Source organism: Bizionia paragorgiae, assembly GCF_900107625.1.
GTDB lineage: Bacteria > Bacteroidota > Bacteroidia > Flavobacteriales > Flavobacteriaceae > Bizionia > Bizionia paragorgiae.
Window position 1 is genome coordinate 139,382 of sequence record NZ_FNQK01000001.1, and the last position, 26,550, is coordinate 165,931.

A 26,550-nucleotide genomic window follows, 5' to 3' on the forward strand; every position below is an offset into this window, starting at 1 on the left:
TAACATTTTTAAAATGTCAGAGCAAGATAACCTGCACAATGCAGATGGAAAAGAAGAAATTACCGACCAATTAGAGTCTGGTACTACCGTTGAATCTCAACAAGAAAACACCAACCAACCCCCTACAAATGAAACAGATGTAGATGCGGTTTTAAATGAAATCGATGCTTCAAACGCAGAAGATGCAGAAGATGAAGACAATAGTGAAAGACACTCTATAGCGCTTAAAGATTATCAAGAACTATCGTTGGATGAGTTGGTTATCGAACTAGAGAACTTACTTAAAAACCACAAGGTTCAAGCCATAAAAACACATGTTGAAGGTATTAAAAACGAATTTAATGACCAATTCAACACCTTATTAGAAGAAAAGAAAGAAGAATTCATAAGCCAAGGTGGTAATGAAATAGATTTCAAATATTCTACACCCATAAAAAGAGCGTTTAATGACGCTTATAAAGAGTATCGCTCTCGTATAAGTGCCTATTATAACGGACTAGAAAAAAACTTAAAGAGTAATCTAGGGACTCGCTTAGAGATTATTGAGGAGATAAAGGCCTTAACTGACGACCCAGAGACTTCAATGAACTCTAAGTACAAGGCTTTTAAAGACCTTCAAGACCGCTGGAAAAATGCAGGTCCTATTCCGCGCGATAAATACAACAACGCTTGGAATAGTTACCATTTTAATGTCGAGCGTTTTTATGAGTTATTACACTTAGACCGTGACTTACGCGATAAAGATTATGAACACAATCTTATCCAGAAAATAAAAATTATTGATCGTGCTGAAGAATTAGCAAAAGACGACAATACCAACCGTTCGTTTAGAGAGTTACAAGTATTGCATAAACTTTGGAAAGAGGATTTAGGTCCTGTAGCCAAGGAACATCGCGATTTAATTTGGGACCGTTTTAAACAAGCAACAAAAGTTATAAACGACAAGCGTCAAGCCTTCTATGATAAACAAGACGAGATTTATGAAAAAAACCTCGTTGTTAAGCAAGAGATTATCTCTAAAATAGAGGCACTTGCTACTCAAGAAGTAAAATCACACAGTGAGTGGCAAAATAAAATTAAAGACGTCGAGTCATTAAGAAACGACTTTTTTAAGGCCGGAAAAGTACCGATTAAAGTAAATGAAGCAACGTGGACTAAATTCAAGGAAGCTGTTCGTGCTTTTAACAGACAGAAAAATGCCTTTTACAAAAACTTAAAGAAAGATCAATTTGATAATTTGAGTAAAAAGCAGGCTTTAATTGAAATCGCAGAGGAGCATAAAGACAGTGAGGATTTTGATACGGTAACCCCGTTAATGAAAAAAATTCAGGGTGACTGGAAGCGTATTGGTCATGTACCTAGAAAGGACAGCGACAAGATATGGAAGCAGTTTAAAGCTGCTTGTAACCACTATTTTGACCGAGTTCATCAGCTTAGAAATGCCGCTAGCGCAGAAGAAGAACAAGCCCTTTTAGAAAAACAAGCGCTTTTAAATGAGGTAAAAGCTGTTGAATTGATAGGAGAACAAAAGGAAGATTTAGCAACTATTACAGGTTATATTTCTAAATGGAAGACCATTGGTCGCGTTCCTGGAAAAAAGCGTAAAATAGAAAATGAGTTCAATGCCGTATTAGATGGATTATTCAATCATTTAGATATGAATAAAAAAGACGTTGAAATGATTAAATTTGAAAACAAACTTCAAGATTTATCATCGGCAGAAGACTCTAGAGTTTTAGATAATGAGCGTACGTTTATTAGAAAAAAGGTTGATGAAATAAAAGCTGAAATTATTCAGTTAGAAAACAACCTACAGTTTTTTAATAATCCTGATAAATCAAACCCTTTAGTAAAATCGGTTTACGATAATATTAAAAAACAAAAAGATGCTTTAGAGATTTGGAAATCGAAGCTTAGAAAAATTAAAGATTTATACTAGATACGCTATTTAGATATATAAAAAAGACTCACACTGTGGGTCTTTTTTTTTGCTCTAGTATCATTTAGATTGTGAATCATTACCTATATAAAATGCACTTTACCCCCTGTGATTGTATTAGGAAAATAAGACAATTAATAAAAAATCAAATCCTGCTTATCTATAACGACAAGCAGGATTTTGACTCCTAACTAAACTAACCTATTATTTCTTATATAAAGTGTATACAGAAATAATCTATTTATAAAATGACATCTTAAAAGTTTATGCTATTAATCAATTATATACCTATGAAGGATGATGTCATTTGTTTTATATACGGATAAAATCCAGATTTGGATTTTTCAGAACTAAAAAAAATCAAACTTTTTTAGCTTCCTCCCAAAATACATCCATTTCGGCTAAGGTCATATCCTTTAAATCCTTGTTTAAGGCTTTCGCTTTTTCTTCTAAATATTCGAATCGTAGTTTAAATTTCTTATTGGTACGTTCGAGGGCATTCTCTGGGTTTATTTTTAAAAAACGAGCATAGTTTACCAACGAAAAAAGCACATCACCAAACTCACTCTCCATAGCGTCTGCATCGTTTTTACGCACTTCCACTTTAAATTCTTCCAGCTCCTCCTCTACCTTTTCCCAAACCTGTTCGGGTTGTTCCCAATCGAAGCCTACACCTGCCACTTTATCTTGAATTCGTGTTGCTTTCACTAGGGCTGGTAAGCTTTTCGGAACACCTTCTAGCACACTCTTTTTACCCTCTTTTAATTTTAAATTCTCCCAATTACGTTTTACTTCCTCTTCATCTTTAACCGTAACATCTCCATAAATATGAGGGTGACGATGGATTAATTTATCGCAGATACTATTACAGACATCAGCGATATCAAAACTATTTTTTTCACTTCCTATTTTAGAGTAGAAAACCAAATGCAATAAGACATCTCCTATTTCCTTTTTAACCTCATCTAGATCATTATCTAAAATGGCATCTCCTAGTTCGTAGGTTTCCTCTATGGTTAAGGGTCTTAAACTTTCCATAGTTTGTTTTTTATCCCATGGACACTGCGCTCTTAACTCATCCATAATAGTTAGTAAACGGTCGAAGGCTTGTAGTTGATTGGCTCTAGAATTCATAAATATAATTTTTGTAAAAGTACAACTTATAGTAAAAGTGAAACAAAAAAATCCAGCAAGATGCTGGATTTTTAGACTATTTTAAAACGTTTAAGATTACTCTTCTTCGTCTGCCGTTACGGTTTCTTCTTCAAAATTCAATAAATCATTTTTTTGAAGCATATTATACCATTGTAATACTTTTTTAATATCACTAGCATAGACACGATCTTCATCGTAATCTGGTAAAACTTCGAAGAAATACTCTTCTAATTTATCTTTACTTTCTTTATGACTTACACTGGTTTGCGAGCCATTTTCTTTGTCTTTAATTTTATTAAACACCTCTTTTAAAGGTACTTCTGCTGCTAAGGTATAGATAGCGATTTCACTTAAAACACTAACGTTTTGTTGTATCCCTACCGTGATACGGCGGTTATCCATTAATGATTCTGCTACAAAACCACCTCTAGTTTGAGCAACTAACTTATATAATCCTGGTTTACCAGAAATTGCTAATATTTTATCTAATCCCATAATAATCTATTATTGTTAAAGATTGCAAATATGAAGTGTTCACTTCTTATTTACAAATTTTTATCGTTTCTTTTTCATATTAGGAAAACGCATGCGGTAATCGACATTTATTTTTCCTTTAGAAATATTAAGTAGTTTACTTTTAATTAAGCGTTTTTTTAATGACGACAACTTATCGGTAAATAAAACACCTTCGATATGGTCGTATTCGTGTTGAAACACACGCGCTGCTAATCCGGATAGCTCTATAGTATGTTTTTTAAAATCCGTATCTAAATATTCAACTTTAATATTTGGCTTTCTAAACACATCTTCTCTAACATCAGGTATACTTAAACAGCCCTCATTAAACGCCCATTCATCTCCAGACTCTTCTAGAATAATAGGATTGATAAATGTGTGTTTAAAATCGGCTAAAAATTCGCGTTGATCTTCTTCTAAACCTTCATCTTCTGCAAATGGAGAAGTATCAACCATAAACATGCGTATTGGTAAACCTACTTGTGGAGCAGCTAAACCAACTCCATAGGCATTATGCATTGTTTCTTCCATATTCGCTATCAACTCCTTTAAGTTCGGGTAGTCTTCTGCGATATCTTTTGCTTTTTGTTTTAATACAGGATCGCCATAAGCGACTATTGGTAATACCATTACTTATAAATTTTAATATCTTTTTCTACTTTTTTCTCTCGCCTATTAATGACTTTAAACACGACTAGGTATTGTATAAATAACTTTGTAATATAATCGTAGCGCTAATTTCGTCTAATAAGGCTTTATTCTGTCGCTTTTTTTTCTTCATTCCGCTATCAACCAGGGTTTGTGCTGCCATTTTTGAAGTAAAACGCTCATCGACACGTTTTATTGGGATTTCAGGAAAAAAAGTACGGAGCTGACTTACAAATGGTGCGATTAAAGCTTCACTTTCGCTCACTTCATTGTTCATTTGTTTGGGCTCCCCCACTAAAAATAATTCTACACTGTTCTTTTTAGTATAGTCTTTTAAAAAATCAAGTAGCTCCTTAGTCGGTACGGTGGTTAACCCCGAAGCGATTATTTGCATATCGTCGGTAACTGCTAAACCCGTTCGTACTTTACCATAATCTATTGCTAGAATCTGAGCCATTTTATTTTTTTTATGCAAATTTAAGGTTTATATCCTTATTAGATTAATTATTGTGCCAAATTTAAATGTAGTGGTTATATTTGCGTGAAGGATTGTAGTGGCATCCTTTTAAATTTTAGCAAAAAATTAAAAAGATATAACGTAAAGCCTGACCTTTAGGTCACGCCCAAAGTAAAAAAATCAACTTACAAACCTTAATTTTAAAGATTTACAAAATTATTTTTAATGAAAGATTTACAACAAATTATAGAAAACGCTTGGGATGACCGTGCACTATTAAACGACAAAAAAACTATTGACTCCATAAGAAAAGTGGTTCAGTTATTGGACGATGGAACCTTACGTGTCGCTGAACCAACAGCCTCTGGATGGCAAGTTAACGAGTGGGTAAAAAAAGCGGTAGTGTTGTATTTCCCGATACAAAAAATGGAGACTTTAGAAGCTGGAATTTTTGAATATCATGACAAAATCCCTTTAAAAAGAGGGTATGAAGCCAAGGGTATTCGCGTGGTACCAAATGCCGTGGCAAGACACGGTGCGTATATCTCATCTGGAACCATTTTAATGCCGAGTTACGTAAATATTGGGGCCTATGTAGATGAAGGTACCATGGTAGACACCTGGGCAACAGTAGGGAGTTGTGCGCAAATTGGTAAAAATGTGCATCTGTCTGGCGGTGTTGGTATTGGTGGGGTTTTAGAGCCTTTACAAGCCGCTCCTGTAATTATTGAAGATGGTGCTTTTATTGGATCGCGCTGTATTGTCGTAGAAGGTGTTCGTGTAGAAACAGAAGCTGTTTTAGGCGCTAATGTTGTTTTAACGATGAGTACAAAAATTATTGATGTAACGGGAGACGAACCGGTGGAGACCAAAGGTGTTGTTCCTGCGCGTTCTGTGGTAATTCCTGGAAGTTACACTAAAAAATTTCCTGCTGGAGACTATCAAGTGCCTTGTGCCTTAATTATAGGAAAACGCAAAGAAAGCACAAATAAAAAGACCTCTTTAAACGATGCTCTACGCGAGTATAATGTTGCGGTATAAATAGTACTAAGTCTCAGAAAATCTGGCTTTAAGACTAATATTAGGAGTTTAAACTTAAATGAATGAAAGTTTTAGTTATACAACAAAAAATGATTGGGGATGTACTTACCACAAGTCTATTATTTGAGGCTTTACATGAAAGATACCCTGAGGCTGAATTACATTACCTTGTTAATTCGCATACTTTACCGGTTGTGCATAACAATCCTTTTATTTCAAAATTTATTCTTTTCACTCCAGAAATAGAAGAATCTAAACTAGCTTTATATAATCTTTTAAGAGAAATTAAAGCTGAGAAATATGATATTACAATTGATGTTTATGGAAAATTAAGTAGCACACTCATTTCCTATTTTTCTAAAGCCAAAACTCGAATTGCTTATTATAAAAAATACACTGCGTGTCTATTTACTCATCCCATAAAAAGAATAGAGTCAGCTCAACATAACAAAAGTTTAGCCATAGAAAATCGTTTTAAACTTTTAGAACCTTTAGGCATTACATTTAAAGACATCTCACCAAAAATATACTTAACAACTGAAGAGATTCGTGCTGCTAAATCATTATTAACGGCCTCTAAAATTGATTTAAACAATCCTATCTTTATGATAAGCGTTTTAGGGAGTAGCACGGTAAAGACGTATCCATTTGAATACATGGCCGATCTTTTAAATAGTATTGTAAGTACAGAAAAAAATGCACAACTACTATTTAATTACATACCCAATCAAAAGTCACAAGCTCAAGCTATTTATGATTTTTGCTTACCAGAGACCAAAGAACATATACTTTTAGACGTTTACGGTAAAAGTTTGAGAGAATTTTTAGCGATTACAAGTCAGTGTACGGCGTTAATTGGAAACGAAGGTGGAGCTATTAATATGGCTAAAGCATTAAATATACCTACATTTACCATATTTTCACCCTATTTAAATAAACAAAATTGGTTTGGCGGAGATGAAACAAATCATGTAGCTGTTCATCTTTCAGATTATTTAGCGTACGACAATAGCGATGCAAAAAAGCACCCTAAAGAATACTATTTAAAATTTAAACCAAATTTCATATCTGAACAACTTATTACCTTTTTAAAGACAAAAACTAATGCAGTATAAATTTTTAATATATATATCTTATAGTTATGCTTTACCAATTGGTATACCTTTAGAACAAGAGATAAACAAAAGAGGATATACTATTCAATGGTTTAGTGATCTTGAAGAAGGTAGAAGGGTATTACAAGGAAAAAAAAATGTTTTAGACAGCATTCAAGATGTTATTGATTACAAACCGCACGTTGTATTAACGGCAACAGATGACGTACCAGATTTTATTAGCGGTATTAAAACTCAAATATTTCATGGCTTTCTTACTTTTAAAAGACCTGAAAAAAAAAGAGGGGAAGCTCACTTTAGAATTAGAGGCTTTTTCGATTTGTATTGCACCCAAGGCCCCACAACTACAAAGGGCTTTAATGCTCAAGCTAAAAAACACCCTCATTTTGAAGTTATAGAAACAGGTTGGTCTAAGGTAGATCCCTTATTCCCTATGCTAGAGTCAAACTTAGACCAATCTGAAACACCTACCGTTTTAATCGCTTCAACGTTTACTAAACGACTAAGTTTAGCCTACAATGACTCTGTTTTTAATCACATTAAAAAATTATCTTGTAGTGGTAACTATAACTTTATTATGGTATTACATCCTAAGCTCCCTAGCGAGGTTAAACAACGATGGCAAGAACTTAATAACGAATATTTTCAATATTATGATACAACCGATTTAGTTCCCTTATTTAAAAAAGCAAATCTAATGTTTGCTGACACAACTTCTGCAATCCAAGAGTTCTTACTGCAAAAAAAACCAGTGGTTACTTTTAACCACACGTTTAACCATAATTATTTAATAAATATAACTAAAGCCTTTGAAATTAAAGACAGTTTTGATTTAGCGCTCTCCAGGCCTCCTGAACTAATTAAAAACATCACTGCCTTTGTTGAAGAACTTCATCCTTATTATGATGGTAAATCGTCTAAAAGAATTATAGATGCAACCATAGACTTCTTACATAAAGATAAAAGTCATTTAGATAGAAAACCTTTAAATTTAATTAGAAAATATAAAATCAGAAAACGTCTTAATTATTTTACTTTTAAGACCTTTTCTAGAGCTTACACCATAAAAGCATAATCTGTGATTAAGTTAACTGCAATAATTCCGACTAAAAATGAGATCCACAATATTGAAGCAGTCATAGCTACGCTTAATTTTGTCGATGAAATTTTGGTTATTGACAGTTACAGCACAGACGGTACTTTCGAAAAAGCACAAACTATGGCTACTGTAGTTATACAACGTAAGTTCACATCCTATAGTGATCAAAAAAATTATGCCATTTCACAAGCTAAACACGAATGGATTCTTTTGGTTGATGCAGACGAACGAGTAACCCCAGAGTTAAAAACTGAAATTAAATCGATTTTAAATTTAGAAAAAATACCTCATACGGCATACCGAATAAAACGCCAAAATCACTTTATGGGACAACGTGTAAACTATAGTGGTTGGCGTAACGATAGTGTCATTCGATTTTTTAAAAGAGATTATTGTAAATACAACAATAAGCACGTCCATGAATCACTAATAGTAAATGGTTCGGTAGGATCTATGAAAGGAAAATTTCTTCATTATACATATCGCAGTTTCAATCTATATATGGAAAAAATGAATCGATATGCCAACTTACAAGCTATAGATTACAATGATCATACAGGTACTTTAACTCCTTATCATTTTGTAATTAAACCATTCTGGGGCTTTTTTAAACATTATATTATTCAAAGTGGATTTCGAGATGGCTTGGTAGGTTTTACTATTGGCTATGTCCAAGCTTATGTAGTATTTATGCGATATGTCAAGCTTTGGTTATTAAGAAAAGGGAGGAAATAAAATCTTTAATTCTTCCAAAATTTTATTTTTTTCTTTATCCGTCTTCTTCGATGAAAATTACTCTGAAAATCTTGTGTTTCTTTCCACATGAGGTTAAACACCTTATCGTAATCTTCATTGATCAAATTTGAATATTCATCACTCATAATTTCAACCATACTTCTATGCGTTGTAAGTTTTGCGAAATTTCTCATTCGTTTTTGAAACGTCATGGTTTCAAACTTCATACGGTTTAAATCTACTAAGTAGAACTTATATTCACCATTATTAAACTTTATTAATGTATTTCCGGGAGAATGATCTAGAAAATTAACTCCCTTCTCATGAAGCATAAAAGTGAACGCTGTAAATGCTCGAAGGATGCCTTCATAATTGTCAATATCAAAGTTTGTAGTTAGTTCTCGATAAGTAATATCACAATTTAAATGTTCACTTATATAAAAGCTCTTTCCAAAAATGATCTTAGTAGTAAGTTCATAATATGCCACTGGTATTGGAGTCCCAATTCCCATATCCTTTAACTTATTAGCATACAAATAAGACCGCTCTGCTTTGCTTTTTCGAAAATACTTATAAACCACCTTATTTATAGCATTTGGCTTTTTAAACGATTTGATATTAAGAGTTATATTATTCAATTTAAATAAGCGTAAACTATTTCGTTGCTGATTCCCAAAAGCTTCTCCTTCCGTTTCGAAATTACTTATAAAAGAATCGAGAGTTTGCGTATAATTTTGGAATTTTGGGTGTATTACTCTGTGCATAATATTAATTGTAATTAACAGCTTGCAAAACTAAATATTGCTTAGTGTTATATATGTTTAATTGTAAACTTAGTGTTTAATTAGCCATTACACGTTTGGAACTAATTTTCGGCTTTTAAATATTTATCGATTCCATTTTTAGTCCAAATTAATTTTTCTGCAATGGTTTGACGCTCTAACTTATCATTTATCTCAAATCTACTTTTTGATTTTTCATTGTGGTAAATATGAAACACTATACCGCGATAACGCAATCGCCTGGCTTGAATACCTAAATTATGAAAACGAAGTGCTAACTCTGAATCCTCCCTGCCCCAACCTGTAAAGTCCTCGTTATACCCATTTACAGAAATAAAATCTGATTTATAATACGAGGTATTACACCCTCTAAACTTATTTGAAAATTCCGAACTTTTCCTATAGAACGTACTTATAAATGGTATGTGAAGAGCCCTAGTACGTTTTTTTATACCAGGAGAAAACACATTGAAATTTATTTTACTTTTTTCAAAAAGTGTGGGTAAATATTCTTTTTGTATGTTCACTCGAGAGCCGAATAAATAGGTGTTAGGATTAACAAACGCTAAGTGATCTTTAATAAAGTGTTCATGTAAAATACAATCACCATCTACTTGAATTATATATTTTCCATTAGCTTTAGCGATTGCCTTATTTAAAATTTGTGCTTTTCTAAATCCTTCATCCTTCTGCCATTCATGATGTATCGGGATAGATAATAGGTTTTTATACCGCTCAATCACCTCCTTCGTTTCAGACGTCGAGCCATCATCAGCAATAACAATTTCATCAGGTAATACCGATTGTTTTGTAATACTTAGTAAAACTAACTCTAATGCTCGGTGCCAATTATAAGTGGCTATGATTAAGGTGTTGGATATATAGCTCATTCTTTAAAATAGGATTCGAAAGTTGTATTACTCTTTTTAAAAGGCCCTAAGAACTTGAACCATTGGCCAAAGTTTTTTCTTAACAAAAACCATTTTGAAGGATGCAATTTTGAATTATTTTGGACTAAGGACTTAATTTCAATTAAATTGGTAGTTGGAAAATAATCTAAACTTTTCCATACACTAGCATCCAAATAAAAAACATTGTTAATACTTTTAAAGTTAGTCTTATCTGCCATTTTCCATTTGGAAAAAAACGATTTATTAATTTGATGACTGTGCCCCCAATTTTCAAGTTTAAACTTCAGTTCCTCTTCTGATCGTGATAGACACTCATGGAGTAGTACATTATTGGTATAAATAATACGCTCTTTAGTATTTCGAGCACGTTTATAATTGGGGTAATTTGTAGCTAACATAACTTTAGTCGGTTCATCTACATATAATAATCCATCCTCTAAATATTTATAAATATTAATTAAGAAACCAGCGATTTGAACTGGATTGGCTTCAGGCTTTTCAAGAAAATGATTATGTGATTTTAAGGTGTCTACAAATTGTTTAAAATCAATAAAAATTTCATCTGCATCGACTTGAATAAACCAATTACCTTCCCCCATCTTCAACGATAACATATAACGTTCACGCGTATCATTCTCAATAGTACTTAACTCCGGTTTGTAAAAATCATCACGATAGATTTCAATTTTACCATCCACATCAATATCTTTCAACCATTGGAAAAAGTTTTGAGATACAGTAAACGTATTCCCTTTCCAAGTTCGATATTCATAATCTAATGCTAAATAAATCTTATCCGATTCGCCATATACAGCTGGTATAGATTGTTTTAACTTTTCATAATCATAAGACATTAAAAACCCAACTATAATTTTTTTCATATTTTTACAACTTACCGATTCAAAAATAACAAATAATGAAAACTTAATTCAATCATTCTATTCGTTTTTAATATTTTTACAAAAAACAAATCAATGGATGTTTCTATTATCATAGTAAACTTTAACTCTTCTAAGTATACAATTAATTGTATTAAATCAATATATAAATTTACAACAGACATTGATTTTGAAATAATTATTGTTGATAATGATTCGGATGAAAAGGATGTTTTAAGTTTAACTAACTATTTACATAATAAAAATATAGTTTTTATAAAGAGCAAAAATAATTTAGGTTTTGGTGGCGGAAACCATTTAGGGTACCAATTTGCAAAGGGAGATTATTTAGCCTTTGTAAATAATGATGCAGAACTTATAGAGAACTCCTTACTAAAACTTAAAAATTATATTGAAACTGATTTGAGTATTGGCGTTTTAGGTTTACATCAAATTAATAAAGATGGTGAGAAATTTAAATATAGTTACCGCCAATTTATAGGTTTAAAATATCATTTACTAGGACAAAGTAAGCCAGAAAACTATTACAAACAACAAAACCAGGAATTAAACATACCCTTTACTGTGGATTTAGTCTCTGGCGCATTTATGTTTTTCCAAACTGAAGCTTACGAAATATCGGGCGGATTTGACCCTAATATATTCTTATTTTATGAAGAAATGGATATCTGTTTACGTTTAAAAAAACATGGTTTTAAAACTCAGTTCTATCCTAATTCTACATTTATACATTATCTAGGTAAAAGTTCTGCTAATGTAGCACTAAAAAGGGAATTTACAATTTCCTATTTATATGTGATACAAAAAAACTACCACTACTTATACTTCATTGTTTTAAGATTGGTTTTAGTATTTAAATATTTCTTTAAATCCATTATTAAACCTAAAAAATATCTTGTGTCTTTATTTATTGCCTTAAAAGGTGGCAACTCTGTAGTATACTCTATGAAAATTAAACATTAGATAAAACTTCTAATATTTGTTTTTCGGTTTTATTATAAGAAAACGGCTCCAAGATCGACTCGCAAGTATCGCTAGTAAACTCCCATAATTTTTTATCGGTGTATAAATTAATAATTTTATCTGCTATTTCCTCTGCAGTATTCGCGATCATCACTTCTTCTTTATCCATAAAATCAAAGCCTTCAGCCCCAATACTTGTTGTAACCAATGGCAGGCTATACTCTAAACTCTGACCAATTTTCCCTTTTATCCCAGCACCATAACGAAGAGGAGCAATAAATAAACGTGAATTATTAAAATACTCTTTTACGTCGTCTACAAAACCAATAATATTAAATGTTTCGGTATTCAAGGCTTTCACAAAGTCGGTTGCATAACTTCCAATTATATTAACCTTTAAACCTGGAATCTCTTTCCATACTATTGGCATAATCTCATCATGTAAAAACCGAATAGCATCTTGATTTGGTTTATGTCTAAAACTACCTATAAACAATAAATCACTTCTATTTTCAAAAGACTTGAAATCTAAGGGTTTAGTTAGATGTTGATGAATATTACTAATCACCTTTATTTGTTCGGGCTTATTGTAATGTTCTAAAAGAAACAACTTATCGGTCTCTGAAATAGCAATTGTAACATCAGCTAATTTACTATTATTAACTTCTAGCTCTAAATATTTCTCCGATTCAACTCTATGTAATTCATTTTTACTTAACTCATATTCTCGTTGTAACCGAACTGAATGAAAATCGACCATGTCGTAAATTAATTTCACCTTCGGATTTGCATTGACAACTATACTGTGATATTTATGAAATATATGAGGTCTATGCAACCAAGCAAAATCTAATTGTGATGCAATTTTTTTTATAAAGTCTTTAATTGTAAATAACTCACCTTTATGAATAGCTGGGTAATAAACAGTAACACCCATTTTTTTATAACTTTCAATATATTCACTATTGTATCGGTGATGCTTGTAGTCCGCCAATAGGAAAACTCCTATATTATTTTGTAATAAAATTGAAATAATTTCCTTTAACCTTCTTGAGCCAGAATCTTTATTAAATTCAGGAATAATCTCATCTACTATCAAGACATTTCTATCCAAAAAAACTAATGACTCAACGTTAAAAAAAACCTGTTCTTTCTGCAACTTTCTTTTTAATCTCTTTAGTCTAATTTGCTTTTTTATAGATTTATACATTGAAATAGTAAGTAAATTATTATAATAGTACCGACAAAAATAAGACGATTATTTGTTATATGTTTTTAAATAAATAAAAACTTATAAGTAATAGTTTTATTTCACACTGTATTAACACTAAAATCATGAGTATCTCCTGGAATAAAAAATAACACTATACGTAGTTAAACCACCTGCTTTTTAGAGGTTTCATATGAACTCGTTCTAACTTAATTTACTTTTCAAATCTCTTATTTCATCGACATAAAAGTCAAAATTCAATTAAATAAATTATTTTAGCTTTTTATAAATATTTATATGACTCAAGCTTTAATTTCTATAATCGTTCCGTGTTATAATGTAGAAAAATTCATATCTAATACTTTAGAAAGTGTTTATTTACAAACATATGAGCATTGGGAGTGCATTTTGATTGACGATGGTAGTAAAGATAATACAGCCGCAACTTGTTTAAATTGGTGTAAAAAAGATTCTCGTTTCAAATACTTTCACCAAGAAAACAAGGGTTTATCGAGCGCACGAAATGCTGGATTAAAACAAGCAAATGGCGCATTTATATATTTTTTTGACTCAGACGATTTAATTGCGAGCTTTACCTTAGAAAACCTTATCACTCTAATTAATGAAGATATCGATATTGTTTTTGGAAAATGCGCAGTTACCGAGGGTCAAAACTCAAACATAAAAGATTTCTTACAACACAGTCCAAAATCTTTAAAAATATACACTAACAACTCAAAATCTCTATTATCTCTTGCTATCGAAGAGCCTTTTATTTGCGTCGCTTGGAATAGACTTTATAGGAAATCCTTTTTAATTGATTACAGATTAGAATTTAAAAAAGGCTTACTACACGAAGATGAACTTTGGTTTTTTGAAACACTATTTTATGCGAAAGGCATTACTTTTAATGACAAACCTACATACTTTTATAATGTGTCTAACGCTGATTCTATTACAAATAATTTCAGCCTAAAAAATTTAGAAGCTTATCTCTATATTATTGAATACATTTATTCTAGTTATTACTGTAACACTGAACTTGAAAATCACAAGGAAATCATTTCGGCATATTTAATACACTTAAAAACAGTCGCATTAAACCATTGTTTCAATAAACTAAATCCGGAAGAAAAAAGAAAAGCTACTATTTTAATTCAAGACAGTTTTTATAAAACACTCTCTAAAAGAACAACTAAAATTCTGTGTGATGAACAAGAAAAACTACAGTACAATTTCAAATTAGTTGAGTTCTTAGAAGCCAAAGACATAGTAGCATACCTCCGCTACTATAACTCTTCAACGATTTTTAGAAAACTCAAATCAATTATTATACGTAAAAAAGCAAATGCCATTAATAAATCAAAAAATAGAAGAATTAAAAAGGTGTTTTAAGATTTAGAAAAGAAATTCTTAAAGCTAAAACCGGGCTTTTCACCTAGTTTCTTTAGTGTACCTAGCTTTTCTTTATATTTTTTACTTAAAGCAGCCTTGGCAGCTTTAGGTAAGGCAACATTATCCAAGATCGGTTTTATGGTGTTTACATCCATTTCTAGTCGCTGCTTCTCACTTGCCGAAGACCAAACGCCTTTATCGTGTATTCTGTAAACGCACATATAATCGTTAAGTTTCATTATTTTTTTATCTTGAACTTGAATGAAAAACAACGGCCAATCACCAACTGGCATCAAATCAAACCAAGGTTCCAATTTAAAATTATTACGCATTACGACCGTTGGAGTGGCTATAAAATTATAGTCCGCCAAATCCGCGGAAGTTGTTACATTGGCAACGTCTGATGACGCTAAATTAATTTCGAAAGTACCGGTCTCTTGAAAGTACTTTTTACTATTATGAAAACATAACGCAAAATCATTATTTGCTTCAAGAAAATCGACTTGCTTTTGTAGTTTTAGCGGATCGGTCCAATAATCATCTCCTTCACATAAAGCAATATACTTTCCTTTCGCTTTGGGAAACACATGATTACGCCAAGGTTTAATTTTCTGGGAGAATTGATTTTCATCTTGTAAAATGATTACAATTCTATGGTCTTTATCAGCATATTCTTTTATAATAGCTGCTGTTCCATCTGTAGAAGCATCATCATGAATAATAATCTCGATAGGGAAACTCGTTTGCTGTATTAAAAAGCCTTCAATAGTTTCTCTAACATATTTTTCGTGATTAAAGGTGGTACAACAAATACTCAATAAAGGTTCCATATTACTTTTTTATTAGTGGCTTAGCAGGATTACCTATAAGCACAGTGTTTTCCGGGAATGATTTTGTAACGTTTGCTTTAGCGCCTACAACACAATCATCTCCTAATATTAATTTTAAAGGAATAATTAAGGCATTCATCCCCAAAAGCACCCGCTTGCCTAATTTACAATAAGAGCCTACCATAGATAATGATGATAAATAACACCCATTATCTAAGCGCGCATGATGTGCAACTAAACTATTAAAATCAATAACACAATCATCACCTAAAGTACAATGCGTACTAATCTTAGCATTTAAATGAATAAAACAACCAGAACCTAGTGTTGCCGACGGACTAATAAAGGCTTTAGGATGCACTAAATTTGGTGTGACAGCTCCCAACTCTCGTAATTTCTCTGCAACCTGACATCGCACAGTGTTATCACCCATAGTTACAGCAAAATTTAGCTGACTAATATTCTTTTTAAACACGTCTTCTGTACACCCCAAAATAGGGATACCCATTACTATTTCGCCTGTTCTGTCGTTATTATAATGATAAAGTCCTTTTACATCATAACCGCAATCTTGAGCAAGTTCGATAATAACTTCTGTATAATTCCCGACGCCTATTAAGTAGATAATTGGTTTCAAAACTTATTGAATGGTTTTAATAATTATAGATAGTATTAAATTTACCTCTTCTTCTTTAAGCTCAAAGTATAATGGCAAACAAAGGATCCGTTTTGAAATGGATTCTGACACTGGCATAGCCTTTTTAGCGTGCACATAATCGAGAGTGTTTAAAGAAGGGTAAAAATAGCGCCTTGGTACAATAGCATTCTTTTCTAAAGCGGTCTTAACCCTTAAAAGCGTATCTTCATCTTTAAAAACAACTGGCATATACGAATAATTCCGTGTTGCTCCTTCTCGTGTTTTTACTAACTGTATGTCATCTATTTTTTTTAGGGCCGCCTCGTACACATTAACTAATTGTTTTCTCTTTTCTATTATAGTATCCATATATGGTAAAACAGCTAAACCCATAGCTGCTTGAAGCTCCGAAGCCTTAGCATTAATTCCTAGGCCATGAAAATGCTCACGACCATGGTGCCCAAAATTATGATGATAATAGACCTTATCAAATAAAGATTTATCGCTCATAAACATCGCACCACCCTCACCGGTATGAAACAATTTTGTAGAGTGAAAACTAACTGTGCTTACGTCCCCATAATTAAAAACAGACTGCCCTTTATACTGTACATTAAAACAATGAGCGGCATCATAAATGACTTTAAGATTGTGTTTTTTTGCCAATTTTGTAATAGCCTCAATATCACATGGGTTCCCAAAGACATGAGTCACCAAAATAGCTTCGGTATTACTAGTAATGGCGGCTTCCATTTTACTGCAATCGATAGTGAGGGTATCCTCTTCTATATCGACAAAAACAGGAGTGCAATTTTCCCAAACAATACTTGAGGTCGTTGCCACATAGCTAAAAGGTGTCGTAATTATTTCTTTCGTTATTCCTAAGGCCTTTATTGCAATTTGCAATGGCAAGGTCCCGTTTGTAGTTACAAAAAAATGCTCCACCTCCAAATAAGCAGCTAATTTAGCCTCTAATTCTACAAGAAGTTCTCCTCTATTAGTAATCCATTTATTCTGCCACGCTCGGTTTAAAATGAGCGTATATTCATCTAAAGGAGGTAAAAAAGTTTGGGTAACATTAATCATAAATACAATTTAGCAACTATTTTTGCTATTATAAACGACAAATTTAAAGCTTTAATATGAATTACAAGGACTTTTATTTAGTAATGCATTAGCCGTTTTAACAGAAAATTCAAGACCTTTGCAACGATGAAAGAAGAAATATACAAAGTTTACGAGATTTTAAAAAAGGGTGGTATCATATTATACCCTACAGATACGGTTTGGGGTATTGGTTGTGATGCGACTAATGCTGAAGCTGTAGATAAGATTTATAAGCTAAAACAGCGCGCAGAGAAAAAAGCAATGATCTGCTTGGTTCACAACTACGGCCTGTTAGAAAAACACGTCGATAAGGTGCCTAATGTCGCTTACGACATTTTAGATTTATCGGTTACACCGACCACAATTATTTACGATAACCCTGCTGGAGTTGCCGAGAATTTAATTGCCGAAGACAACTCGTTAGCCATTCGTGTTGTAAAGCACGAGTTTTGTGAAAAGCTAATTCGGAGATTAGGAAAACCATTAGTGTCAACTTCTGCAAATATTTCGGGAGAACCCACGCCAAAATCGTTTAAAGAAATAAGCGAGGTCATTTTAAAAGGTGTGGATTATGTTGTAAATTTGCCAAGCGAAACTAAAAACACAAAACCGTCTAGTATTTTTAAACTCAGTTCTAGCGGATCTATAAAAATTATTCGCGAGTAAGTTGGCAAGAAAGCGATGAATTACAAAGAAGCATTACAGCATACCATATTTAAAACCATATCTAAATCTGCAGCCGAATTAAACCTTGACAGCTATGTTATAGGGGGATTTGTTCGCGATTTTTTATTACAACGCGGCGACGCTAAAGACATCGATATTGTGGCCATTGGTAGCGGTATTGCTTTAGCAAAACAAGTTGCAAAAAACCTGCCTAATAAACCAAAAGTACAGGTTTTTAAAACCTATGGTACAGCCATGTTGCGCTATCAAGATATAGAAGTAGAGTTTGTTGGTGCCCGTAAAGAATCGTATACCCAAGACAGTAGAAATCCTGTAGTTGAAAACGGCTCGCTTCAAGACGACCAAAACCGTCGTGATTTCACTATTAATGCTTTAGCTCTCAACCTATCAGAAACACATTTCGGAGCTCTTTTAGATCCTTTTAATGGCGTTCAAGACCTCGAAAATAAAGTTATAAAAACCCCTTTAAATCCTGACATTACGTATAGCGATGACCCGTTAAGAATGCTCCGCGCTATTCGTTTTGCCACACAACTAGATTTTGAGATTGAAAAGGAGTCCCTTTTAGCAATTACTAGAAATAGTAAGCGTATAAAAATTATCACCAACGAACGTATCGTTGTAGAGATCAACAAAATTTTAGAAAGCAAAGTACCTTCTAAAGGGTTTTTACTTTTAGAAAAAACGGGGCTTTTAAAATATATCCTTCCGGAATTAACGGCTTTAAAAGGCATTGACGAGGTGGAAGGCCAAACCCACAAAGATAACTTTTACCATACGCTAGAGGTGGTAGACAATATTGCAAAACATACCGATGACGTTTGGTTACGATGGGCCGCTTTATTACATGACATAGGAAAAGCACCGACAAAACGTTTTCATAAAAAAACAGGCTGGACTTTTCATGCCCACGAATTTGAGGGGTCAAAAATGGTTTATCATTTATTTAAGCGTTTAAAAATGCCTTTAAATGAAAAAATGAAGTTTGTTCAAAAACTTGTTTTTATGAGTTCACGCCCTATTGTTCTTGCCCAAGATACGGTAACAGACTCTGCTGTTCGCCGATTAATTTTTGATGCTGGAGAATATGTGGATGATTTAATGACCTTATGTGAGGCGGATATCACAACAAAAAATCCGAAGAAATTTAATAAGTACCACAACAATTTTAAAATTGTTAGACAAAAAATAATCGAAGTCGAAGCACGCGACCAAGTTCGTAATTTCCAGCCACCAGTTACCGGTGAAGAAATTATGCAAGCCTTCAATTTAAAACCTTCTCGCGAGATCGGACTTATTAAAGAAGCGATTAAAGAAGCCATTTTAGAGGGAGATATTCCTAATGATCACGAGGCCGCATTTAATTTAATGCTTAAAGAAGGAGAGAAATTAGGTTTAAAACACGTTTAAAATGCATAAAAAATTTAGAACATTAGTAAAAACAGCTTTAGTTTTAGTTTACGTTGTTATTATCGCTGGTGCTGTTGTACGTATGACAGGTTCTGGAATGGGCTGTCCTGATTGGCCAAAATGTTTTGGTTACTACATACCTCCTACCGAAGCTTCTGAATTAGAATTTAAACCTCATTTCGAATATAAAAAAGGAATCGTAATAATAAAAGACGAAGCGCTTCTAGTTGCGAAAAGCAATTTTAATTCAGGGGACACTTTAAACCTAGAGCATTGGGAACCCTATACCAAACACGACTATGCTACTTATAACCCTGTCCACACGTGGGTAGAATATATAAATCGTTTGTCGGGAGCTTTATCCGGTATTCCGATATTAATTTTTACCGTCATGTCGTTTTGGTTTTGGAGAAAAAACATATGGATACCACTACTCTCGGTATTAATTTTGTTTAGCATGGGCTTCCAAGCATGGCTAGGAAAAACGGTTGTAGATTCTAACTTATCCCCTTATAAAATAACCATTCATATGGTTATGGCACTGGTAATTGTAGCCTTTATTTTATACTTGATTTATATAACTAAAACCGAAAGAAAGCCCTTTAAGTACAATGCCTTTTTTTATAAGTTATTGATTTTTTCTTCAGTACTTACTTTAATTCAAATTGTATTGGGTACTCAAGTAAGACAATTTATAGACGAACAAATAAAAGCATTGGGTTATGGCACGAACGCCCTGTGGCTGAACGATGCACCAATCAGCTTTTATATCCACCGTTCATTTTCAATTTTAGTCCTTGCGGTAAACGTTCTTTTACTATATATCAATAAAAAACACCATCTAAAACACGATAAACTTAATTGGGTTATTTTGTTATTAATACTGGAAACGATTACTGGTATTTTAATGGCTAACTTCGATTTTCCTTTTGGAACACAATCGCTTCATATTGTATTAGCAAGTATTCTATTTGGTTTTCAGTTTTACTTGATATTAGAAGGTTCAAAACCTAAAAATAAAATTCAAAGTTTGTAACTTTGCAGCTTAATAAAAGATTATGATTTATAGATTTAGAGTCATCTTAGATAACGATACTAAAGACGATATTTTTCGCGATTTAGAAATAAGAGAAACCGATACTTTAGAAGATTTACACAATACAATCAATCAAGCATTTGGTTTTGATGGCACAGAAATGGCGTCATTTTACTTAAGTGATGATGAGTGGAATCAAGGCGAAGAGATTTCTCTTTTTGATTTGAGTGATGACGAGAGTAGCGTGAGGCTAATGAATGAGACTAGCCTTTCTGATACCGTTCATGAAGCGCAAACAAAACTGATATATGTTTACGATTTTTTAAGTATGTGGACCTTTTTCGTGGAACTTGCTGAAATTGCAGAAGAAACTGAAGGTGTTGATTATCCAAATTTGATGTTTGTAAAAGGTCAAGTACCTGATGAAGCACCAGACAAAATTTTTGAAGCAGAAAACTTAGATGGCGATGATGATTATGATGAATACGATGATGATTTTGATATTAATGATTACGACAACTTAAATTTCGACGAAAACTGGAACTAAAGTACTAGTATCCAAGATAACGACAATATTGAAAGCTAAAACGAATAAGTTACCCCTTATTTGTTTTAGCTTTTTTTATATAAAAATAGTGAGTAATAAAACTATAGAATGAGTACTTTGTAAAAATTATACTAGCGTTTACTGGAAATAAATGTAACAAAAAGACGCTTGGACCGTCTTACTTTTAACTCACCAAAAACAAATTTATCTTGAGAACCATACTAACCATTACTAATTTAACTAAAAAATACGGCCTACTAACTGCAGTTAATAACTTATCGTTTACCATTAAAAAAGGAAATGTCTATGGCATTTTAGGTCCTAACGGAAGTGGGAAATCAACCACTTTAGGTATTGCACTAAATGTAGTCAATAAAACCAGTGGTGATTTTGAATGGTTTGACGGTACTGTTTCCACTCACGAGGCACTTAAAAAGGTAGGCGCCATAATAGAGCGTCCGAATTTTTACCCCTATATGACAGCGTACAAAAACCTGGAATTAGTGTGTAAGATAAAAGGTATTGACACCTCTAAGATTAACGAGAAATTAGAACTGGTAGATCTTATAGATAGAAAAGATAGTAAATTTAAAACGTTTTCTTTGGGAATGAAACAACGCTTAGCAATCGCTTCAGCCTTATTAAACGACCCTGAAATTCTAATCTTAGACGAGCCAACAAACGGTTTAGACCCTCAAGGTATACATAAAATTCGTGCTTTAATACAACAAATTGCAAGTACAGGTACCACTATCCTATTAGCGTCTCATTTATTAGATGAAGTCGAAAAAGTATGCACTCATGTCGTGGTATTAAGAAAAGGAAAAAAACTATATTCTGGTCGCGTCGATGAAATGATATCTAGTCACGGTTTTTTCGAACTGAAATGTGAGGACAACATCTCTCTTATTTCGTTTTTAGAATCACATCCTTCCATTGAAAAAACAATAAGAAAAGACGATTTGATAACCGCTTTTTTAAACACGCCCTTATCTGCATCAGAATTTAACAAGCAACTGTTTAATGCCGGCATCCCTCTCTCGCATTTGGTTCTAAGAAAAGAAAGTTTGGAAGAACAATTTTTAAAGCTTACAGACAACACGTCATCTTAAACAAAAACACTCTGAATACACTTCAGTAAAACTCATACTTATGTTACGATTATTAAATATAGAATTTATAAAACTTTGGAATAATAGAGCGAGTAAGATTCTTATCCTCGCCTATTTTATATTGTTATCTTGTATTGCTCTTATCGCTGCGATCAAATTTGATTTTGGCTTTTTCAAGTTTCACTTAGCGGAACAAGGCATTTTTAACTTCCCTTATATATGGCATTTTAATACTTATGTAGCAGCAGCTCTGAAGTTCTTTTTAGCTATAGTCATTGTAAGTATGATGGCTAATGAATACAGTAATAAAACCATCAAACAGAACTTAATAGACGGTTTAAGCAAAAAAGAATTTATACTCTCTAAATTTCTAACAGTTGCTGTTTTCGCTCTAGTTTCCACTATTTTTGTATTTATAATCTCTCTGACTTTAGGCTATATTTTTTCGAGCTTTACCGAAACTAGTATCGTATTTTCTGATCTAGAATATATAGTTGCTTTTTTTATCAAATTACTTGGTTTCTTTTCGTTTTGTTTATTCCTAGGGATTTTAATAAAACGCTCGGCTTTTGCCTTGGGATTTTTATTTGTTTGGTATATGGCCGAAGGCTTTGCTAGAATTGTTTTAAACCTATGGGATAAAACGTCAGAATATGCAGATGCTATTACACAATTCTTTCCACTCCAATCGATGTCAAATTTAATTAAGCAGCCTTTCTCTCGTTTAGGTGCTGTTAAAGAAATGGCTAATCAAGTAGGCGAACAATTTAATTTTGACTACACCGTACATTGGTACAATATTATTATAGTGCTATTTTGGACTAGTCTTTTTGTTATATTTTCTTATAAACTGCTACAAAAAAGAGACTTGTAAACGCCTAAACACCTCCTTTATTACGACTGTAATTTAATAGTAAATCTGTATTTTATTCTCTTATAATATGATATATTTGATAGCTATTACTATCTTTAGAACATGAAAAAAAATCTCTTACTGTTATTTTTATTATGCTTTGTATTTTCCTATGGACAAAACGAAGCCTCTAATTGGTACTTCGGTAATAATGCGGGTATAAATTTTGATATAAATACAGGAAACACAACAGCTCTAACCGACGGACAACTATCTACTGTAGAAGGGTGTACAACAATCTCTGACAGCAATGGTAGTTTAATTTTATATACTGATGGCACCACTGTATATAATAATGCACATAATGTAATTGCAAATGGAACGGGGCTTTTAGGTGATGCTTCAAGTTCCCAATCTGCGATAATTGTACCTAAACCCAATGATCCTGATATATATTATATTTTTACAGTTGGCTCAAATCAAAATAATACGGGCCTAAATTATTCAGTTGTAGACATGAACGCCGCAAGTGGTAATGAAGCCGTAATAACTAAAAACATAAATTTATTACCTGCATGTTCAGAGAAAATCTCAGCAGTATTAAAAGATTGTACTACCGGCAATATTTGGGTTATTGCCTTCTCCAATGCCAACGGATCAAGCACAGTAAATATGAACACTTTTCACGCTTATGAAGTTTCTAATTCAGGTGTAAACACTAATGCAGTAACGTCAAACGTTAACGTTAGTATTAATGATACACGAGGTAATTTAAAATTTTCTCCAGATGGAAATCGTTTAGCATGCGCTAATGCACAAGACGGTTTATTTATTGCCGATTTTAATAAACAAACTGGAACAGTTACTAATCGTCAAAATCTTCATATAAATACTCAGAATAGTAATAAACCTTATGGTGTTGAATTTTCACCAAATAGTGAATTACTTTATGTAACGTCATCTAATGACTTTTTCCAAACGCAGTCCGAAAACGAAAATCCTAACAATCACATATCTTCACTCATTCAATACAATTTATCCGACAACAATATTTCAGGTAGTCAAATAGTTATTGATAACCGTACATTATATCGCGGTGGATTACAATTAGGTCCTGACGGGAAAATTTACAGGGCTTTAAGTTCTACTTACGATTCAGGACTGCCTTTTTTGGGTGTTATTAACTCACCTAATACCATAGGAACAGGAAGTAATTATATTCATAACGCTGTAAGTCTGAATGGAAGAGATTCACGTCAAGGATTACCACCCTTTATCACCTCTTTCTTTAGTCAAAAAATCGATATTATTCAAGACAATATAAACACAACGTCTTTACCATTATGTGAAGGGGAAAGCTACACGTTAACTGCAGAAAATATTACAGGAGCAACCTACAATTGGACTCAAGACGGTACCCCAATTACTCCTACCGATTCTAATGTTCCTTATGAATTGGAGGTTTCCGAAAATGGAACCTATGAGGTTATTATAAACTTAAACAGCGGGAACTGTAATACCTTGGAAGGAATAGCTATTGTTTCTTATTACACTATTCCAATTGCCAATCAACCTAACACAGTTTATTTTTGTGATATTGATAATGACAATTCAGAAATGATAAATTTAAATTCAATCAATTCCGAAGTCCTTCTAAATCAAAACCCTTCAACCTTTACTATTAAATATTTTAATACCCAAAATGATGCTGACACTAATGAGAATGAATTACCAAATAACTACACCTTACAATCGGGAACAGTAGATCTTGTCATAAGGATAGAAAACTCAGGAAATTCGAATTGTTACGACACGACATCGGTTACAATTTCATTATCAGCTATGCCTTCACTACCTGAATTGGAGGATTTTAATAGTTGTGATTTAGATGCGAACCCAACCGATGGATTTTTCGAGACAAACTTAACTAGTTTTAATACAGCTATTTTAAATAATCAAAATACATTTGGTTTTGAAGTATCTTACCATAATTCATTGAGTGATGCTGAAAATAATTTAAATCCACTACCAGATAATTACACTAATCAAACCGCATTCGTAGAACCTATTTACATTCGTATTGAAAATCCAAATAATACACTATGTTATGTCACTGGTACTTTCAATTTGAATATAAACCCTGTTCCTGATGCTGTACCTTCCAACCTTTATCAATGTGATGAAGATGGGATTAACGATGGATTTACAACATTTAATTTAACAGAAGCCAATGCCGCTTTACTAAATAATCAAACAGAAAACATTAGTGTTTCCTTCTATTTAACTAGTGCTGACGCTCAAAACAATTTAAACCCTATTAATGCACTAGCTTATAATAACATTACGAATCCGCAAGAACTTTATGTAAAAGCAACACATACCGAAACAGGTTGTGAAAACTTTACTACACTAACTATTGAAGTCAGCACAACACAGATCAATAATTATATCGCAGATCCTGTATGCGACACTATAGGATCGGAAGATGGCATACACACCTTTGACTTAAGTACTTTTACAAGTGATATTTTAAACGGTTTACCTCAAAATTTAACGATTAATTATTACGAAAATTATGATGACGCCTTGTTAGAAAACAACCCTATTATTGAAGCGGGTTCTACTAATTTTAGTTATACAAACACTGCCCCCTACTCACAAACTATTTATGTACGTGTAGAAAATGACAATGCGTGTTACGGAATTAGTGACGTATTATTAACGATTAACCCGCTACCAGAATTAAGTAATGACGCCTCGCTTTTTTATTGCCTAAACGACTTTCCTGAAACCATAACTTTAAATGGCGGAGTTATCAATGCAAACCCTCACCATTTTTTATACGATTGGTCTACAGGTGAAACGACACAAAATATTGAAATCAACACGACAGGAACTTATACAGTTACTGTCACTAACCCGAATACAAACTGCTCTAAAACACGAACCATTATTGTAGAACCATCTAACATAGCAACGATTAACGCTATTGATATTACCGATGGGTTTATTCGTGATAATACTATTACCATTTTAACTTCTGGGGAGGGCGACTACCATTATGCACTAGTCAACGAAGATGGCGAGTCGACACCTTTTCAAGAGAGTAACACCTTTACACACATTCCACCAGGTATCTATTCGGTGTTAGTAAAAGATTTAAAAAATAACTGTGGTATCGTAAATCAAACTATTTCGGTAGTTGGGTTCCCTTTATATTTTACTCCTAATGGAGACGGTATAAATGACACGTGGCAGGTGTATGGCGTGAATTCAAAATTTCAATCCGCCTCAGATATTAAAATCTTTGACCGATACGGAAAACACATTACAACGATTAATACTTCGAGTAGAGGTTGGGATGGCACATATAATGGCAACCCTTTACCAACAAGTGATTACTGGTTTTATGTTACGCTAGAAGATGGGCGTATCTATAAAAGCCATTTCACCTTAAAAAGATAAA

25 protein-coding genes are annotated in these 26,550 nt (G+C 32.9%); 14 read left to right on the forward strand and 11 right to left on the reverse strand.

All coding sequences use genetic code 11. The features are described from left to right. Positions 1-13 precede the first annotated feature (13 nt). Complete coding sequence (locus BLV64_RS00620) at positions 14-1,939, forward strand: DUF349 domain-containing protein (RefSeq protein ID WP_092131109.1); 1,926 nt, start codon at positions 14-16, stop codon at positions 1,937-1,939. Between the two features lie 360 nt (positions 1,940-2,299). Here the strand turns inward: BLV64_RS00620 and mazG are convergent, their stop codons facing one another. The 4 genes from mazG to ruvX all read right to left on the reverse strand — a co-directional run bounded on the left by mazG (position 2,300) and on the right by ruvX (position 4,715). Next, positions 2,300-3,073 carry a nucleoside triphosphate pyrophosphohydrolase gene (mazG, locus tag BLV64_RS00625; protein ID WP_092131111.1) on the reverse strand — a complete coding sequence of 258 codons (774 nt, stop codon included), beginning with the start codon at positions 3,071-3,073 and terminating at the stop codon, positions 2,300-2,302. Between the two features lie 96 nt (positions 3,074-3,169). Further along, the gene (locus tag BLV64_RS00630) at positions 3,170-3,589 is read right to left on the reverse strand and encodes a DUF5606 family protein (protein ID WP_092131113.1); all 420 of its coding nucleotides are present in this window, start codon (positions 3,587-3,589) and stop codon (positions 3,170-3,172) included. Between the two features lie 60 nt (positions 3,590-3,649). Next, entirely contained in the window at positions 3,650-4,240 is a 591-nt protein-coding gene (gene def / locus BLV64_RS00635; protein WP_092131115.1) for a peptide deformylase, read from the reverse strand. A gap of 64 nt (positions 4,241-4,304) precedes the next feature. Beyond that, a complete protein-coding gene (ruvX, locus tag BLV64_RS00640) occupies positions 4,305-4,715 on the reverse strand; it encodes a Holliday junction resolvase RuvX (protein ID WP_092131117.1) in 411 nt (136 codons plus the stop codon). A 225-nt stretch (positions 4,716-4,940) separates the two neighbouring features. Here ruvX and BLV64_RS00645 point away from each other — a divergent pair, with 225 nt between their 5' ends. The 4 genes from BLV64_RS00645 (at position 4,941) to BLV64_RS00660 (ending at position 8,705) form a co-directional block, all read left to right on the forward strand. Then, complete coding sequence (locus BLV64_RS00645; protein ID WP_092131119.1) at positions 4,941-5,756, forward strand: 2,3,4,5-tetrahydropyridine-2,6-dicarboxylate N-succinyltransferase; 816 nt, start codon at positions 4,941-4,943, stop codon at positions 5,754-5,756. 62 nt (positions 5,757-5,818) lie between these two features. Further along, positions 5,819-6,871 carry a glycosyltransferase family 9 protein gene (locus BLV64_RS00650; RefSeq protein WP_092131121.1) on the forward strand — a complete coding sequence of 351 codons (1,053 nt, stop codon included), beginning with the start codon at positions 5,819-5,821 and terminating at the stop codon, positions 6,869-6,871. Beyond that, positions 6,861-7,946, forward strand: a complete 1,086-nt coding sequence (locus tag BLV64_RS00655; RefSeq protein ID WP_092131123.1) for a CDP-glycerol glycerophosphotransferase — start codon at positions 6,861-6,863, stop codon at positions 7,944-7,946. Before BLV64_RS00650 ends, BLV64_RS00655 begins: the two co-directional genes overlap by 11 nt. A gap of 3 nt (positions 7,947-7,949) precedes the next feature. Further along, complete coding sequence (locus tag BLV64_RS00660; protein WP_092131125.1) at positions 7,950-8,705, forward strand: glycosyltransferase family 2 protein; 756 nt, start codon at positions 7,950-7,952, stop codon at positions 8,703-8,705. 5 nt (positions 8,706-8,710) lie between these two features. Here BLV64_RS00660 and BLV64_RS00665 read toward each other — a convergent pair whose 3' ends face one another. The 3 genes from BLV64_RS00665 to BLV64_RS00675 form a co-directional block, all read right to left on the reverse strand. Then, on the reverse strand, positions 8,711-9,469 hold the full coding sequence (locus BLV64_RS00665; protein ID WP_092131127.1) for a lipopolysaccharide kinase InaA family protein: 759 nt from the start codon (positions 9,467-9,469) through the stop codon (positions 8,711-8,713). A 101-nt stretch (positions 9,470-9,570) separates the two neighbouring features. After that, positions 9,571-10,377: a glycosyltransferase family 2 protein gene (locus BLV64_RS00670; protein ID WP_317042093.1), complete on the reverse strand. Its 807-nt coding sequence runs from the start codon at positions 10,375-10,377 to the stop codon at positions 9,571-9,573. Continuing rightward, a complete protein-coding gene (locus tag BLV64_RS00675) occupies positions 10,374-11,279 on the reverse strand; it encodes a hypothetical protein (protein WP_092131129.1) in 906 nt (301 codons plus the stop codon). Before BLV64_RS00675 ends, BLV64_RS00670 begins: the two co-directional genes overlap by 4 nt. A 93-nt stretch (positions 11,280-11,372) precedes the next feature. Here BLV64_RS00675 and BLV64_RS00680 point away from each other — a divergent pair, with 93 nt between their 5' ends. Continuing rightward, complete coding sequence (locus BLV64_RS00680) at positions 11,373-12,260, forward strand: glycosyltransferase family 2 protein (RefSeq protein WP_092131131.1); 888 nt, start codon at positions 11,373-11,375, stop codon at positions 12,258-12,260. Here BLV64_RS00680 and BLV64_RS00685 read toward each other — a convergent pair. Further along, positions 12,250-13,419, reverse strand: coding sequence for a glycosyltransferase (locus tag BLV64_RS00685; RefSeq protein ID WP_245705844.1), 1,170 nt, complete (start codon positions 13,417-13,419; stop codon positions 12,250-12,252). The genes BLV64_RS00680 and BLV64_RS00685 overlap by 11 nt on opposite strands. Positions 13,420-13,767: 348 nt before the next feature. On the opposite strand from BLV64_RS00685, the gene BLV64_RS00690 reads away from it, so the two are divergent. Beyond that, on the forward strand, positions 13,768-14,865 hold the full coding sequence (locus BLV64_RS00690; protein WP_092131135.1) for a glycosyltransferase family 2 protein: 1,098 nt from the start codon (positions 13,768-13,770) through the stop codon (positions 14,863-14,865). On the opposite strand, the gene BLV64_RS00695 is transcribed toward BLV64_RS00690, so the two are convergent. From BLV64_RS00695 to BLV64_RS00705, 3 genes are read right to left on the reverse strand one after another with little or no spacing between them, the layout of a single operon-like run. Then, complete coding sequence (locus tag BLV64_RS00695; RefSeq protein ID WP_092131137.1) at positions 14,862-15,695, reverse strand: glycosyltransferase family 2 protein; 834 nt, start codon at positions 15,693-15,695, stop codon at positions 14,862-14,864. The two genes, BLV64_RS00690 and BLV64_RS00695, sit on opposite strands and share 4 nt — an antisense overlap. A 1-nt stretch (position 15,696) precedes the next feature. Then, on the reverse strand, positions 15,697-16,332 hold the full coding sequence (locus tag BLV64_RS00700) for a PglD-related sugar-binding protein (RefSeq protein WP_092131139.1): 636 nt from the start codon (positions 16,330-16,332) through the stop codon (positions 15,697-15,699). Between the two features lie 3 nt (positions 16,333-16,335). After that, a complete protein-coding gene (locus BLV64_RS00705; RefSeq protein WP_092131141.1) occupies positions 16,336-17,418 on the reverse strand; it encodes a DegT/DnrJ/EryC1/StrS family aminotransferase in 1,083 nt (360 codons plus the stop codon). A 126-nt stretch (positions 17,419-17,544) separates the two neighbouring features. Between BLV64_RS00705 and BLV64_RS00710 the strand changes: the two genes are divergently transcribed. The 7 genes from BLV64_RS00710 to BLV64_RS00740 all read left to right on the forward strand — a co-directional run bounded on the left by BLV64_RS00710 (position 17,545) and on the right by BLV64_RS00740 (position 26,549). Beyond that, positions 17,545-18,105 carry an L-threonylcarbamoyladenylate synthase gene (locus tag BLV64_RS00710; RefSeq protein ID WP_092131143.1) on the forward strand — a complete coding sequence of 187 codons (561 nt, stop codon included), beginning with the start codon at positions 17,545-17,547 and terminating at the stop codon, positions 18,103-18,105. 15 nt (positions 18,106-18,120) lie between these two features. After that, positions 18,121-19,536, forward strand: coding sequence for a CCA tRNA nucleotidyltransferase (locus tag BLV64_RS00715; protein ID WP_092131145.1), 1,416 nt, complete (start codon positions 18,121-18,123; stop codon positions 19,534-19,536). A gap of 1 nt (position 19,537) precedes the next feature. Further along, a complete protein-coding gene (locus tag BLV64_RS00720; protein WP_092131147.1) occupies positions 19,538-20,572 on the forward strand; it encodes a COX15/CtaA family protein in 1,035 nt (344 codons plus the stop codon). A gap of 22 nt (positions 20,573-20,594) precedes the next feature. After that, positions 20,595-21,119 carry an IS1096 element passenger TnpR family protein gene (locus BLV64_RS00725; RefSeq protein WP_092131149.1) on the forward strand — a complete coding sequence of 175 codons (525 nt, stop codon included), beginning with the start codon at positions 20,595-20,597 and terminating at the stop codon, positions 21,117-21,119. 209 nt (positions 21,120-21,328) lie between these two features. After that, a complete protein-coding gene (locus tag BLV64_RS00730) occupies positions 21,329-22,231 on the forward strand; it encodes an ABC transporter ATP-binding protein (RefSeq protein WP_092131151.1) in 903 nt (300 codons plus the stop codon). Between the two features lie 40 nt (positions 22,232-22,271). Further along, entirely contained in the window at positions 22,272-23,105 is an 834-nt protein-coding gene (locus tag BLV64_RS00735; protein WP_092131153.1) for an ABC transporter permease, read from the forward strand. A 102-nt stretch (positions 23,106-23,207) separates the two neighbouring features. Next, complete coding sequence (locus BLV64_RS00740; protein WP_092131155.1) at positions 23,208-26,549, forward strand: T9SS type B sorting domain-containing protein; 3,342 nt, start codon at positions 23,208-23,210, stop codon at positions 26,547-26,549. The last annotated feature ends 1 nt before the right edge of the window (position 26,550 follow it).